This is a genomic window from Phreatobacter aquiterrae, from assembly GCF_053471285.1.
In genome coordinates this window covers 66,858-81,241 of sequence record NZ_JBJPHW010000013.1, presented here as the reverse complement: position 1 = coordinate 81,241, position 14,384 = coordinate 66,858, and the positions used below count along the sequence as shown (strand labels likewise).

At 66.6% G+C, this 14,384-nt stretch carries 14 protein-coding genes; 3 read left to right on the top strand and 11 right to left on the bottom strand.

What is annotated here, in order from left to right; translation table 11 throughout:
* Nucleotides 1-2: 2 nt before the first annotated feature.
* From lpxD to pyrH, 8 genes are all read right to left on the bottom strand, one after another.
* Nucleotides 3-1,064, bottom strand: a complete 1,062-nt coding sequence (lpxD, locus tag ACJ4V0_RS18255) for a UDP-3-O-(3-hydroxymyristoyl)glucosamine N-acyltransferase (RefSeq protein ID WP_448301030.1) — start codon at nt 1,062-1,064, stop codon at nt 3-5.
* A gap of 52 nt (nt 1,065-1,116) precedes the next feature.
* Nucleotides 1,117-3,645 (bottom strand): outer membrane protein assembly factor BamA, encoded by a 2,529-nt coding sequence (bamA, locus tag ACJ4V0_RS18250; RefSeq protein WP_448301029.1) that lies wholly within the window; start codon nt 3,643-3,645, stop codon nt 1,117-1,119.
* 214 nt (nt 3,646-3,859) lie between these two features.
* The gene (gene rseP, locus ACJ4V0_RS18245; RefSeq protein ID WP_448301028.1) at nt 3,860-5,002 is read right to left on the bottom strand and encodes an RIP metalloprotease RseP; all 1,143 of its coding nucleotides are present in this window, start codon (nt 5,000-5,002) and stop codon (nt 3,860-3,862) included.
* Between the two features lie 55 nt (nt 5,003-5,057).
* Nucleotides 5,058-6,227, bottom strand: coding sequence for a 1-deoxy-D-xylulose-5-phosphate reductoisomerase (dxr, locus tag ACJ4V0_RS18240; RefSeq protein ID WP_448301027.1), 1,170 nt, complete (start codon nt 6,225-6,227; stop codon nt 5,058-5,060).
* A gap of 4 nt (nt 6,228-6,231) precedes the next feature.
* Nucleotides 6,232-7,080, bottom strand: a complete 849-nt coding sequence (locus ACJ4V0_RS18235; RefSeq protein ID WP_448301026.1) for a phosphatidate cytidylyltransferase — start codon at nt 7,078-7,080, stop codon at nt 6,232-6,234.
* A gap of 2 nt (nt 7,081-7,082) precedes the next feature.
* Nucleotides 7,083-7,850: an isoprenyl transferase gene (locus tag ACJ4V0_RS18230; protein ID WP_448301025.1), complete on the bottom strand. Its 768-nt coding sequence runs from the start codon at nt 7,848-7,850 to the stop codon at nt 7,083-7,085.
* Between the two features lie 19 nt (nt 7,851-7,869).
* Entirely contained in the window at nt 7,870-8,436 is a 567-nt protein-coding gene (frr, locus tag ACJ4V0_RS18225; RefSeq protein WP_448301024.1) for a ribosome recycling factor, read from the bottom strand.
* A 55-nt stretch (nt 8,437-8,491) separates the two neighbouring features.
* A complete protein-coding gene (gene pyrH / locus ACJ4V0_RS18220; RefSeq protein WP_448301023.1) occupies nt 8,492-9,208 on the bottom strand; it encodes a UMP kinase in 717 nt (238 codons plus the stop codon).
* 195 nt (nt 9,209-9,403) lie between these two features.
* Here pyrH and ACJ4V0_RS18215 point away from each other — a divergent pair, with 195 nt between their 5' ends.
* Both ACJ4V0_RS18215 and ACJ4V0_RS18210 read left to right on the top strand, forming a co-directional pair.
* Entirely contained in the window at nt 9,404-10,138 is a 735-nt protein-coding gene (locus ACJ4V0_RS18215; protein ID WP_448301022.1) for an SDR family NAD(P)-dependent oxidoreductase, read from the top strand.
* A complete protein-coding gene (locus ACJ4V0_RS18210; protein ID WP_448301021.1) occupies nt 10,138-10,785 on the top strand; it encodes a 2-hydroxychromene-2-carboxylate isomerase in 648 nt (215 codons plus the stop codon). Before ACJ4V0_RS18215 ends, ACJ4V0_RS18210 begins: the two co-directional genes overlap by 1 nt.
* Nucleotides 10,786-10,839: 54 nt before the next feature.
* Here ACJ4V0_RS18210 and tsf read toward each other — a convergent pair whose 3' ends face one another.
* From tsf to ACJ4V0_RS18195, 3 genes are all read right to left on the bottom strand, one after another.
* A complete protein-coding gene (gene tsf / locus ACJ4V0_RS18205; protein WP_448301020.1) occupies nt 10,840-11,763 on the bottom strand; it encodes a translation elongation factor Ts in 924 nt (307 codons plus the stop codon).
* Nucleotides 11,764-11,896: 133 nt separating this feature from the next.
* Nucleotides 11,897-12,895, bottom strand: a complete 999-nt coding sequence (locus ACJ4V0_RS18200) for a 30S ribosomal protein S2 (RefSeq protein ID WP_448301019.1) — start codon at nt 12,893-12,895, stop codon at nt 11,897-11,899.
* A 157-nt stretch (nt 12,896-13,052) separates the two neighbouring features.
* A complete protein-coding gene (locus tag ACJ4V0_RS18195) occupies nt 13,053-13,703 on the bottom strand; it encodes an HAD hydrolase-like protein (RefSeq protein ID WP_448301018.1) in 651 nt (216 codons plus the stop codon).
* A gap of 129 nt (nt 13,704-13,832) precedes the next feature.
* Here ACJ4V0_RS18195 and ACJ4V0_RS18190 point away from each other — a divergent pair, with 129 nt between their 5' ends.
* Entirely contained in the window at nt 13,833-14,369 is a 537-nt protein-coding gene (locus ACJ4V0_RS18190; RefSeq protein WP_448301017.1) for an MOSC domain-containing protein, read from the top strand.
* Nucleotides 14,370-14,384 lie beyond the last annotated feature (15 nt).

Sequence of the window (14,384 nt, the reverse complement as noted above, 5' to 3'; positions counted from 1 at the left end):
CGTCAGGAAGCCTCCCCCTGCCCCTGTTTAGCCTGGCCGGACCGGGCGAGACGCTCCACCGCGGCAATCTCGCGAAACCAGTCCCGCACGGGCTTCGCCGGCCGGCCGCCCCAGCGCGCCCCTTCCGGCACATCATCCTTGACGATCGAGGTCGCCGCAATCTGCGCGCCGCTGCCCACCGTCACGTGGTTGTTGACGCCCACCTGGCCGCCCAACATGACGAAATCGCCAAGCTTCGCCGATCCGGAGATGCCGACCTGGCTGACGATGACGCAATGGCGTCCGATCTCGACGTTGTGGGCAATCTGCACCAGATTGTCGATCTTCGTGCCCTCGCCGATCACCGTATCGAGTACATGGCCGCGATCGACCGTCGAATTGGCGCCGATCTCCACGTCATCCTGGATGATGACGCGTCCGATCTGCGGCACCTTCGCATGCTTCATCCGGCCGAGCTCGAAGCCGAAGCCATCCTGGCCGACGCGCACGCCGGCATGGACGATGACGCGGTTGCCGAGCAGCGCGTGGACGAGCGAGACATGCGGACCGATGGCGCAGTCACGGCCGATCCGGACACCCGGCCCGACCACAGCACCGGCGGAGATGATGGTTCCGGAACCGATCTCGGCCCCCGGACCGATCACCACGCCGGGATCGACAACGACACCCGCCTCCAGTCGTGCGCTCGGATGGATCATTGCGCCGGGCGATACACCGGTCGCTCCGAACAGCGACTGCGGCCTGAGGGCCTGCGGATAGAGCTTGCGCGAGACCGAGACGAAGGCCGCGTGCGGATGTGCAACGACAATGGCGGCGACGCCGTGGGGCACCAGATCACGCTGGCGTGCCGAGACAAGACAGGCCGCCGCCTTCGTTCCTGAAAGCTGGGTTGCATATTTCGGATTGTCGAGAAAGGTCAGGCAATCGCCCGCCGCGTTGGAGAGCGCTGCGACCCGCCGGATCGGCCGCTCGCCGTCGTTCCCTGCCCAGTCGGCCTTCAGAAACGCGGCGACCGAGGCGACGGTCATCGCCTCGGCCGGAATAAGGAACTGAGGTTCCGCCATGATCATCCCGCCAGGGACCTGAGCGTCCCGAACAGTCTCGGGACGCCGTCGGTCAGAAGCGCGTGCCGCCCGAGAAGCGGAAGGCCTGCGTCTGGTCACCCTTCGCCTTGGACAGGACGAAGGAATAGTCGAAGCGGATCGGGCCGAAGGGCGAGTTCCACAGGAGGCCGACGCCCACCGAGGAACGGATCTTGTGGGCGTCCGAACCGTCCAGCGTCACCGGCAGGATACCGCCGCCCGTATTGTACGACGTGATCGAGTTGTAGCCCCAGACCGAGCCGGCATCCGCATAGAGCGCGCCTCGCATGCCGAAGTCCTTCGGCAGGAAGGTGATGGGGAAGGTCACCTCGGCCGAGGCGCCCCAGTACATGGTGCCACCGACCGCATCGGCAGCGCGGGTCAGTCCCATCCCATTTGCCGCATTGGCGATGGCGAAGTCCCGCGGGCCAATGCCGGCCGTCTGGAAGCCGCGCACGAGTTCCGGACCCATGAAGAACTGGTCGACCGAGTCGAGCTTGCCGCCGAGGCCCATGATGTGGCCGCCCTGGACGCGCAGCATGGCGATCCAGTCGTTGGTCAGGTCGTGGTAGTAGCGCGCGTCGCCCGTGGTGCGGATGAAGCGGGCATTGCCGCCGGCACCGGCGATGTCCTGCCGGAGCTCCGCATAGAGGCCCTGGCTCGGATTGATGGCGCGATCGAGGTTCGAATAGACCAGCGAATAGCCGAACATCGAGATGAAGCGCGTCCTGCCGCTAATGGCGCGCAGCGCGGCCGAGGCCTCGCCGTCGTGCAAGCAGGTATAGGGATTCGGGCTAACAGTAGTCCCAACGGTTCCATCCGGCTGAAGATAGGCATCATTGCCAGGCGTCAAACCGGAAGTACGTGGGTCGCCAGGCTCAAGATACGAGACGTTGCCGGTAACGGGATCCGTGTATTGCTTGAGGTGACCATTGTAACTGGAATAGCAGTTCGTCTGATCGTCGCGGATCGAGATGCGCTGCGACACCGCGCTGTAGCGCAGTTGCAGGGCGAAATGCTCGGTGATCGGAACGCCGAGGCGCAGCGTGCCGCCATAGGAGGTCGACTCGAAGGGCTGATAGGTCGCCCGGCTGGTATGGCGGTAGAACAGGTCGAAGCCACCCGACAGACGGTAGTCCATCAGGAAGGGCTCGGTGAATGAGAAGTTCACGCCGCGCGAGCGCTGGCCGAACATGCCGCCGAGACGGACGAACTGACCGCGGCCGAGGAAGTTGCGCTCCTCCACCGAGGCTTCGGCGATGAAGCCGTCAGCTGTCGAATAGCCGCCGGCGATCGAGAAGGCGCCCGTCGGCTGGTCCTGAACCTCGACATTGACGATGACGCGGTCAGCCGCCGAGCCCGGCTCGGTGGTGATCTTCACTTCCTTGAAGAAGCCGAGGTTTTTCAGGCGGCGCTCGGCGCGGTCGACCAGAACGCGGTTGTAGGCATCGCCTTCCGCCATGTCGAACTCGCGGCGGATGACGCGATCCTGGGTGCGGGTGTTGCCGCGCACGTTGATGCGCTCGACATAGACCCGCGGGCCTTCCTCGACGACATAGACGAGGTTGACGGTCAGCGTCGAAGGATCGCGCTCGCCGCGGGGCCGGACGGCAGCGAAGGCGTAGCCGCGGCGGGCGACCTCGAGGGTCACGTCCTCGAGCGACTTGTCGACCAGTTCGACGTTATAGACCGAGCCCGACCGGGTCTTCAGCGCCCCACGCAGGGTCGCCGCATCGATGTCGCGGATGTTCGACTGAATATCGACAGTGCCGATCCGATACTGCGGACCTTCCTCGATCTCGATGTTGATCACGAAGGTGTTGGCGGCCTGATCGAAGTCGGCGCGCGCCGACAGGATGCGCATGTCGACATAGCCGGCGCGCAGGTAGAGGCGGCGGATGGCCTCCTGGTCGGCATTAAGGCGATCGGCGTCATAGACGTCGTTCGACTTGATCCACGAGAGGATGCCCGACTCGGCCGTCGACATCACGTCGAGCAGACGCTGCCGGCCGAAGGCGTTGTTGCCGATGAAATTGATTGAGCGGACGCCGGCCTTCTTGCCCTCGTTAATCTCGAAGATGAGGTCGATGCGGCCGTTCGGCTGCTCGATGGTCTTCGGAACGATCTCGACCTCGTAGCGGCCGGTGCGGCGATAGACGTCATAGAGACGCTGGGTATCGGACTGGACGGTGGCCCGGGAGAAGGTGCCGCGGGCCCGTGACTCGATCTCGCCCTGGAGCTGTTCGGTCTTCAGGCGGCGGTTGCCCTCGAAGGCCACGCGGTTGATGACCTCGTTTTCGGCAACCTGGACGACGAGCCGGCCGCCCTGGCGGCTGACGCGCACGTCGCGGAACAGGCCGGTGGCGTACATCGCCTTGATCGCCTCGTCGACGCGGGCGGCCGTCAGCGGCTCACCTGGCGCGGTCGAGAAGTAGGAGCGGACCGTGTCGGCCTCGATCCTGCGGTTGCCCTGCACGACGATCGACGACGCCGACTGCGCGTTGACCTGGGTCGAGAGACCGATACCCGCGGTCGTGGCCATCACCACGCCAACTGCGGTCATCGTCCCTGCGATCACGACCGTTCGGACCGTCCGAGCGAAAGAAGTCATGAAGCACGCGCCTGTCTGTTTGGTATGTCGGTTTCACGCGAACGCGAACCACCCATGGATTCCTCCCGGGCGAGACGCTTGTAACCGGTTTGCCCGGCGGTGCAAACCGCACCGCCCGGCCTCGGCCGGTTTTTCGATGTGCGTTGCCGGATCGCCACGCCTGCCATCAGCCGACGAGCCCGCGAATATCGTTCCAGGTGGCGAAGATCATCAGCATCAGAACCAATGCCAAACCGAAGCGGAACGCCATTTCCTGGGACTTTTCGCTCATCGGGCGACCACGCACGGCCTCAATGGCGTAGAAGACGAGATGGCCGCCATCCAGCATCGGAATGGGGAACAGGTTGAGCAGTCCGATGGAGACGGAAATGAGCGCGGCAAGGCTCAACAGTGCGACGAATCCGATCTGCGCCGCCTCTCCCGAGACCTGAGCGATTCTGATCGGGCCGCCGAGCTGGTCGGCGCTCTGGGTGCCCATGATCACGCCGCCGAGATAGGCGAAGGTCCGCTCAACCACGAACCAGGTTTCCTTGACGCCCATCCAGGTGGCGGTGAAGGGATCGTAGCGGCGGATCTGCGTGTCGCCGGGCTGGTTGGACCGCGAGATTCCGAGACGGCCGATCCGGTGCGTGCCGCCGAAGCGGTCCTTGAACTCGAAGACCGTGGGAACGGCGGTCAGGTCCATCTGCCGACCGTCGCGCTGCACGCTGATGGCGAGCGTGTCGCCGGCGCTGGAGCCGACAATGCGCTGCATGTCGGAGAAGCTCTCGATCGGCCTGCCACCAATCGACAGGACGAGATCGCCCGGCTGGAAGCCTGCCTTCTCCGCGGCGCTGCCGGCGACGATGGTCTCCACCCGCGGCGAGGTGATCGGCTTGCCGAAGAGCGTGAAGACGCCGGCGAAGATGACTATGGCGAGAATGAAATTGGCGATCGGACCGGCCGCGACGATCGCCGCGCGCTGTCCGAGGGACTTGTGGAAGAAGCTCTCGGACCGCTGCTGCTCGGTCATTGCCGAGGCCGTCTCGAAGTCGGGCGTCGAGGCGGCATCGGCATCGCCGTAGAACTTCACGTAGCCGCCGAGGGGTATGGCGCAGAGCTTCCAGCGCGTGCCGTGACGGTCGTTGAAGCCTGCGAGTTCACGGCCGAAGCCGATCGAGAACACTTCCACCCGCACGCCGTTGCGGCGGGCGACCCAGAAGTGCCCGAGTTCGTGGAAGAACACCACGACGGTCAGGACGAAGAGGAACGGGATGATGATCCAGATCAAGGTCTGGCCCCATCCGCCCAGAGCGGAAACGACGTTCATTGCAATGTCCCATGAATATGAACCCTGGAAATCCCGGACTCATACCCTCCCGCGTTCAAGATGCCGCAGCCGTAGCGTTAAGCATAGTGGCCTTCGCCCGGTCTCTCGCAGCATGGTCAATCAACCATAAATCGCCCAATGTGGCCGGAGCGGGGCCAGCCCCCTCAGCGGCGAGGACAGACCCGGTGATGCGCGGGATGTCGGAGAAGCCGATCTGGCGGGACAGGAACGCCTCGACCGCCACCTCGTTGGCCGCGTTGAGCACGGTGGGCGCCCTCCCCCCGGCCTCCATCGCCTCGATGGCGAGCCGCAAGGCCGGGAACCGGGCAAGATCCGGCTCCTCGAAAGTGAGGCTGGCGATCTCGGCCAGATTGAGCCGGCGCGCCGGCCCGTCGATCCGCTCGGGATAGCCGAGGCAATGGGCGATCGGCACCCGCATGTCGGCGGCGCCCAGCTGGGCGACGACTGACCCGTCGCGATAGCCCACCATGCCGTGCACCACCTGCTGCGGGTGGATCAGCGCCTTGAGGCGGTCGGGCGACAGGCCGAAGAGGTGGTGGGCCTCGATGAGTTCGAGACCCTTGTTCATCAGGCTCGCCGAGTCCACGGTCACCTTGGCGCCCATGGCGTAGTTCGGGTGTTTCAGCGCGTCCTCGGGCCGGGCGCGCGCGATAGCCTCGGCCGTCCAGGTGCGGAACGGGCCGCCCGAGGCGGTAATCCACACCATCTCGACATCGTCCATGCGCGACCCGGCGAGCGCCTGGAAGACGGCGTTGTGCTCGGAATCGACCGGCAGGATCGTGACGCCCTTGCGGGCGGCCGCGCCCATGACGAGGTCACCGGCCGCCACCAGGCTTTCCTTGTTGGCGAGCGCTATCGTCGTGCCCGCCTCGATCGCGGCCAGGACCGGCGCGACCCCCGCAGCTCCCGAGATGGCCGCCAGAACGATGTCGGCGGGCCGTGCGGCGGCGGCGACCACGGCCTCGTCACCGGCCGCGGCCTCGATGCCGCTCCCCGACAGCGCAGCCTTCAACGCGCCATAGGCTGCCGGATCGGCGACGGCGGCAAACCGCGCTCCGTGCTCCAGCGCGATCCGCGCGAGACCTACCGCATCGCTCTTCGCCGTCACCGCCTCGATGCGAAAACGGCCGCGGTGGCGCGCGACGAGGTCGAGGGTGCTGGTGCCCACCGAGCCGGTGGCGCCGAGGATCGTCAGCGACCGCATGGACTCACCACAACAGAAGGCCGGAGGCGGGACTGGCGACGCCCCCCCGCATCAGGCCGAGAGCTGCGGCTGCAACGGCCGCGACGAGGAAGCCGTCCAGGCGGTCCATCACGCCGCCATGGCCGGGAATGATCGAACCGGCATCCTTGGCCGCGAAGCGCCGTTTGACGGAGGACTCGAACAGATCGCCGCCCTGGCTGAGCGCCGAAATGGCCCAGGTCGCCAGCGCCAGGCCGAGGCTCACCGGAACGCCGGAGATCCGCACCACCGCGAGCGCGATGAGCGTGCCGACGATGGTGCCGCCGATGAAGCCGGACCATGTCTTCTTTGGTGACAGCCGGGGCCAGAGCTTGGGTCCGCCGAGGGAACGTCCGGCAAAATAGGCGGCGACGTCGGTTCCCCAGACCACGGCGAAGAGCCAGAGGATGGCGACGAAGCCGAGGCTGTTGTCGTCACGCAGGATGGTCGGTCCCAGCACGACGGCCGCCGCATAGAGGAGGCCTGCGATCGCCCAGCGAGACCGCCCCTGCGGGCTCAGGGCGAGGGCAAGGCCGGCCCCGGCACCCAGAGCGATCATGGCGAAGCCCGGATTGAGGAAATAGCGTTCGAGCCCGAGCGCCACGGCGAGCGCCACGACCTCGCCGGCGAACAGGATGGGCGGTGCGGTGGGCAGGACGAGCCGGTTCCATTCCCACAGGACGAGGGCTGCCCCGCACAGCCAGAGCAGCGCGAAGGGCCAGTCGCCGAGCCATGCAGTGAAGATGGCCACCGGGATCAGCACCAGCGCAGAGACGATCCGCTTCTTCAGGTCGGGGTCGGAGAAGGCGCCGGCCGGTCGCTGGTCGGGATCCATGATCAAGCGCCTGCCGCACCGAGGCCGCCGAACCGCCGGTCGCGACGCGCATATTCGGCCAGCGCCTCCAGCAGCGCCTCCCGGCCGTAGTCCGGCCAGAGGATGGGCTGGAACACCAGTTCCGCATAGGCGGCCTGCCACATCAGGAAGTTGGACAGGCGCATCTCCCCCGACGTGCGGATGACGAGGTCCGGATCGGGAATGCCGGCGGTATTCAGCTTCGCCTCGATGGCCTCGGGGGTGATCGACGAAGGCAGGCGCTCGCCCCGCGCGACCTCCTCGGCCAGGGTGCGCGCCGCTGCCGCGATCTCCTGGCGCGCCCCGTAGTTGAAGGCCACGATCAGCGTCTGGCGCGTGTTGCCGGCGGTCAGCGCCTCGGCTTCCGTCAGCAGCGCGCGAATGTCCGGCTCCAGGCTGGTCCGGTCGCCGGCGATCTTCACCCGTACGCCGGCTTCGTGCAGTTCGGCGAGATCATTGCGGATGAAACGCTTCAGGAGACCCATCAGGGCCGAAACCTCGGTCGCCGGGCGAGACCAGTTCTCCGACGAGAAGGAATAGATGGTGACGATCTCGATGCCGATTTCGCGGGCGGCGCGAAGGGTGCGCCGCAGCGCGTCGACGCCGCGCCGGTGTCCCTCGACACGCGGCAGGCCGCGCTGGGTGGCCCAGCGGCCGTTGCCGTCCATGATGATGGCGACGTGGCGCGGAAGGGCCGCGGGCACACCCTTGGGTGCGCCCTGATCTATTGCCAGGCCCTGTCTGTCCGCCATCGTCACGTCCGATCCGGGATCACACTGTCATGATCTCTTTTTCCTTCTGCGTCAGCAGCTGGTCGATCTCGGCGATGTGCTTGTCGGTTTCCTTCTGGACCTGATCGGCGGCGCGGACATGTTCGTCCTCGCTCATCGAATGGTCCTTTTCCTTGGCCTTCAGGACATCCATCCCGTCGCGCCGGATGTGACGCACGGCGACACGGGCACCTTCCGCATATTTGTGGGCGACCTTCACCATGTCTTTGCGGCGATCCTGCGTCAGTTCGGGAATGCGCAGGCGGATCACCTGGCCCTCGGTCTGCGGATTGAGGCCGAGGCTCGACTCGCGGATCGCCTTCTCGACCGGCCCGACCATGGCCCGGTCCCAGACCTGCACCGAAAGAAGGCGCGGCTCGGGCACGCTCACGGTGGCCACCTGGTTGATGTGCATGCTCTGGCCGTAGGCCTCGACCTGGATCGGGTCGAGCAGGTTCGGCGAGGCGCGGCCGGTGCGGAGCGTGCCCAGTTCGTGCTTGAACGAGGCGATCGAACTCTGCATCCGCCGCGTGATGTCGGCGAGGTCGAAGGTCGGGGACGCGGCCATGGGGTACGCCTCTTGGAGATTGCGCGGAGATATCCGCGGGAAGTCGTATGCGCGGTCAGACCGTGACCACGGTGCAACGGCCCTCGCCCGCCAGCACCGACGCGACGGCGCCGGGAGCGTCGAGGGAGAACACGATTATCGGAAGTCGGTTCTCGCGGGCAAGCGCGAAGGCGGCCGTATCCATCACCTTGAGGTCGCGCGCGATAGCTTCGTCGGCCGTCAGGCGGTCGAAGCGCTCGGCGTTCGGGTCCGTCTTCGGGTCCGCCGAATAGATCCCGTCGACATTGGTGCCCTTGAGCACGACGTCGCAGCCGAGTTCGACGGCCCGCATAGTCGCGGTCGTATCGGTGGTGAGGAGCGGCACACCGATGCCGCCGCCAAGCACCACGATGCGGCCGGCCACGAGGTGCGCCAGCGCGTGGCGCACCGTATAGACGTCGAGGGCTTCCGGCACCGGTTCGGCCGACATCGCAACAGCCGGATAGCCGAGGGCATTGATCTGCCCGGCCAGCGCGATGGCGTTCATCACCGTGGCGAGCCGCCCGATGGCATCCGCATCGACCCGGCTGAGCCCGATCCCGGCGATCTGCTTGCCACGGAAGATGTTGCCGCCGCCGACGACGACGGCGATGCCGGTCCCGGCCCTTGCGGCTGTGATCAGATCCTCGGCAATCGCCCGCACGGTCTTCGGATCAAAACCGAACTCCTGGTCACCCGACAGGGCTTCGCCGGACACTTTCACCAGTGCGCGCCCGTAGCGTGACCCGGCCATCCCATCCCCCGATTCGTCTTGGTCGTGACGACACATTCCGCTGGGGTTTAGCGCAATGCTGGCTCGACGCAACCACCCTGCACGCTGGCCAAGCGTGGCGGGCGCATCGCCGGTCCCTCCGACCCCTTGGCATCGTGCTGATACACCATATAGGCTGCCCTGGCATCGTCGACGAGCCGGATGGGAGAGCCGACCATGTCCAAGCCGCAGGCCAGCCTCGCCATCATTGGCGCCGGGAACCATATCGGCGCCGCTATCGCCAGACGCTTCGCCGCGGGAGGCTATGCGGTCTTTGCTGGCCGTCGCACAGCCGACCGGCTCAAACCGCTCGTGGATGAGATCGCGGCGGCCGGCGGAACCTGCTTCGGCCGCGCCCTCGATGCCCGCAAGGAGGACGAGGTCACCGCATTTCTCGCGGAGGCCGATGCCCAGGCGCCGCTCGAGGTCTGCATCTTCAATGTCGGCGCGAACGTCCATTTCCCCATCCTCGAGACGACCGAAAGAGTGTTTCGAAAGGTTTGGGAAATGGCCTGCTATTCAGGCTTTCTCGCCGGCCGGGAGGCAGCGCGGATCATGGCGCCGCGCGGCCGCGGCTCCATCTTCTTCACCGGCGCGACCGCAAGCCTGCGCGGTGGCATCGGCTATGCCGCCTTTGCCAGCGCCAAGGCCGGCCTGCGCGCTGTTGCGCAGAGCATGGCGCGCGAGCTCGGCCCGCAGAACATCCACGTCGCCCATCTCGTCATCGATGCCGGGGTCGATACCGCCTTCGTCCGCGATCTGCGGCGCCAGCGCACCGGCCAGGAGACCTTTGCCCCCGACGAACTGATGGACCCGGCGTCGATCGCCGAGACCTACTGGCAGTTGCACGCCCAGCCGCGCGACGCGTGGACCCACGAACTCGACATCAGGCCCTATGGGGAGCGATGGTGATGGCCGATCCGGCGGTGTGGGAGGATTCGATGGCGGCAGACGGCCCGAAAGCGCTCGACTTCCATTTCGATGTTGCCAGCCCCAACGCCTATTTCGCCCATAGGGTCCTGCCCGGGATCGCGGCGCGCACCGGCGCAACAGTCCGCTACGTGCCCGTGCTGCTCGGCGGTATCTTCAAGGTGACCAACAATCGCTCCCCCTTCGAGGCTTTCGCCGGAATCCGCAACAAGCTGGACTACGAGCGCCTGGAGATGCGGCGCTTCATCGAGAGGCACGGGCTGACGCGCTTCCGCATGAACCCTTTCTTCCCGGTCAACACGCTGCTGCTGATGCGCGGCGCCGTCGCCGCCGACAAGGCCGGAACGCTCGCTCCCTATGTCGAGGCGGCCTTCCACCACATGTGGGAGGAGCCGAAGAAGATGGACGATCCCGCTGTCTTCCGGACCGCCATGGAGGCCTCCGGCCTTGACGGCGCGGCGATCCTGGAAAGTGCGTCGGCCGCCGACGTCAAGGCTCAGCTCATCGCCAATACCGAGGCCTCGGTCGGCCGCGGCGCCTTCGGCGTTCCGACCTTCTTCATCGGGCGCGACATGTATTTCGGCAAGGACAGGCTGCGCGACGTCGAGGACGCGCTGGGTGGGGCCTGACAAAATAGAAGGGGCGGTTGCCCGCCCCTTTCTGATTTCGCGGTGGCCGTCCGGTCAGGCCTTGATGCCGGCCTGCGCCGCGACTTCCGCCGCGAAGTCGCTCTCGGCCTTCTCGATGCCCTCGCCGAGCGCATAGCGCGCAAAGCCCGTCAGCTTGATCGGGGCGCCGACCTTGCCCTCGGCCTCCTTCAGCGACTGGGCAACCGTCTTGCCGCCGTCGTGGATGTAGAGCTGGTCCAGGAGGCAGACCTCCTTGGCATAGGTCTTCAGGCCGGACTCGACGATCTTCGCGAGCACGTTCTCCGGCTTGCCGGCGTTCTTCTCCGCGAGGATCGCCTGCTCGCGGGCGACCACGGCCGGATCGAGACCGGCGAAGTCGAGGGCGAGCGGGTTGGCGGCAGCGACATGCATCGCCACCATGCGCCCGAGAGCCGCCAGTTCGTCCTTGCTGCCGGTCGATTCGAGCGCCACCAGCACGCCGATCTTGCCGAGACCGGGCTCCACAGCATTGTGGACGTAGCTGCCGACGACGCCGTCCGACACCGACAGAACCGCCGCGCGGCGCAGCGACATGTTCTCGCCAATGGTCGCGACCGAGGACGCGATCGCGTCGGCGATGCTGCCGCCGGAGGTGGCGGGAGCGGCGAGAATGGCGTCGACGTCGCCGCCGGCTTTCAGCGCGACATGGGCGATCATCTTCACGAGGCCCTGGAACTGTTCGTTGCGGGCGACGAAGTCGGTCTCGGAGTTCACCTCGACCACGGCGGCCCTGGCGCCATCGGCCCAGATGCCGACGAGGCCCTCGGCGGCGACACGGCCGGCCTTCTTGGCGGCCTTCGACAGGCCCTTCTTGCGCAACAGGTCGACCGCGGCTTCGATGTCACCGTCGGTCTCATTGAGCGCGGACTTGCAGTCCATCATGCCTGCGCCGGTCATTTCGCGCAGTTCCTTGACCATCTGGGCGGTGATGTTCGCCATGGGTCTGTCCTCGAATTGGTAGGGATGGGATGGGAAACGGCCGGCCCGCGGGAGCGAGCCGGCCGGAACTCAGAACCGATCTCCGCTCGACACCAGTTCGATGTCGGGCGGATGACGCCGGCTTGGGCCTCGATCAGGCCGCTTCGGCGTCGACCAGCGTCTTGGCCTGGTCGATCCAGCCCTGGACGCGGCCCGGCAGACCGACACTGTCGCCGATCGCGGCGGCGTCGTCCGGGGTAAAGCCGGCGACCTGCCAGTAGTGGAAGATGCCGAGGTCGTTGAGCTGCTTCTCGATCTCCGGCGACACGCCGGTGAGCTTGATGAGTTCATCGGCCGGGCCGCGGGGGCCGGCGAGACGCTCGACACCGGTGGGCGCAGCGGCCTCCTGGATATCCTCGACCATCGGCTTCTCGGAGGCACCGAGATCCATGCCCGACGAACCCTGGGCGCGGCCGATGCCGTCGATGGCGGCGCGGGCGATCAGGTCGCAGTACAGCGTGATGGCGCGGCCGGCGTCGTCATTGCCCGGGATCGGATAGGTGATGCCGTCCGGATCGCAGTTGGTGTCGACGATGGCGACCACCGGAATGCCGAGGCGACGGGCCTCGAGGATGGCGATCGCCTCCTTGTTGGTGTCGATCACGAACATCAGGTCGGGAACGCCGCCCATGTCCTTGATGCCGCCGAGGGCGCGTTCGAGCTTGTCCTTCTCGCGGCCAAGCGTCAGCGATTCCTTCTTGGTGTAACCGGCGCCGCCCGAGGCCAGAGCCTCGTCAAGCTTGCGCAGGCGCGAGATCGAACCCGAAACGGTCTTCCAGTTGGTCATCGTGCCGCCGAGCCAGCGGGAATTGACGTAGTACTGGGCGCACTGCTTGGCGCCAGCGGCGATGCCTTCCTGGGCCTGGCGCTTGGTGCCGACGAACAGCACGCGGCCGCCCTTGGCCACCGTGTCGGACACGGCGACGAGCGCGCGATGCAGCATCGGCACGGTCTGGGCGAGGTCGATGATGTGGATGTTGTTGCGGACGCCGAAGATGTACTGATTCATCTTCGGGTTCCAGCGGTGGGCCTGATGGCCAAAGTGGCAGCCAGCTTCCAAAAGCTGACGCATGCTGAAATCGGGCAGCGCCATGGTCTTCTCCGGTTGTGCCTCCGCGGACTATGGCCGACCCCGAATGGGATCCGTCACCACCGGAGCGGCAATGGACAATCGTCCTCAGCCGCGGGTCCGCGTGTGGAATGGGCCGGGCACTACACGATCAGGGCGGCGAGTGCAAGGCGCGGCGAGGTCAGATCGCCATCCCCGCGACCACGGCCGGCAAATCCATTGGCCGCTCGCAGATCGCCGTCGCCCCGGCCTGCGTCAGTTCCTCGACTCCACCATAGCCCCAGGCGACGCCGATGGAGGCGATGCCGTGGCGCTGCGCGGCGTGGATGTCGTGCAACCGGTCGCCGATCATCACGGTGCGGGCGGGATGGATCCCCTGCTCGGCGATGATCTTGGCGATGATGTCGGCCTTGTCGTCGAGGCTGCCGTCCAGCGCCGCTCCGTAGACCCGCTCGAAATGCGGCGCATAGCCGAAGCGCTCGACGATCGGCACCGCATAGGGCTCTGGCTTGGCTGTGCAGACGAACATGCGGTCCGAGGCGGCCCCAATAGCCGTGACCGCCTCCATCATGCCGTCGTAGAGCGTCAGGTCGTACATGCCGCCGGCGCGGTAGTGGACCCGGTAGCGCTCCACCGCGGCCTCAGCGTCGCTGCCCTCCCCCATGACCTTCGGAAAGGACAGCCGCAGGGCCGGCCCTATGATCCAGCCGAGCTCCTCGAAGGGTGGCGGCTCGTGACCGAGATCGACCAGAGCCTTGCGGAACGACCCGATAATTCCGGGCGCGGGATCGGTGAGGGTTCCGTCGAGATCGAAAAGCACTGTTCGGGACATCCGCCCCGTTTAGGGGAGCCGGCGGCGAAGGTCCATCGCCGGAGACGCAGGGGCCGCCGCCGTCATTGCACCGTGACAGAACGCGGCGAAGCCGGCAGAAGGGCGCCATCCCGGCGAAGCGGAGGACCCATGGCCAGCGTCGTTTCCGTCAGTCTCGATCGCCGCCACCGCTTCTCCAAGGAGCGAACGGACACCATCAGGCTCATCGCCGGCGAGGGCGTGGCGGGCGACGCCCATTGCGGCGTCACGGTGAAACACCGGTCACGGGCCCGCTTCGATCCGACGCAGCCGAACCTGCGGCAGGTCCATCTGATTCACGAGGAGCTGTTCGTCGAGCTGTCAGCCAAGGGCTTCAATGTCGCGCCGGCCGATCTCGGCGAAAACATCACGACCCGTGGACTGAACCTGCTCGCCCTGCCGACGGGAACTCACCTCGCCATCAATGGTGCGGTCATCGAGATCACGGGGCTGCGCAACCCCTGTATCCAGATGGACCGGTTCCAGGACGGGCTGATGCAGGCGGTCCTCGACCGCGATTCGGATGGAAAGCTCGTCCGCAAGGCCGGAATCATGGGCATCGTCATCGCCGGTGGCCGCGTGACCGTGGGTGACCGAATCGCGGTCACCCTGCCCCCCGAACCCCATCATCCGCTCGAAAAGGTCTGACCTCCCGAAAGCGCG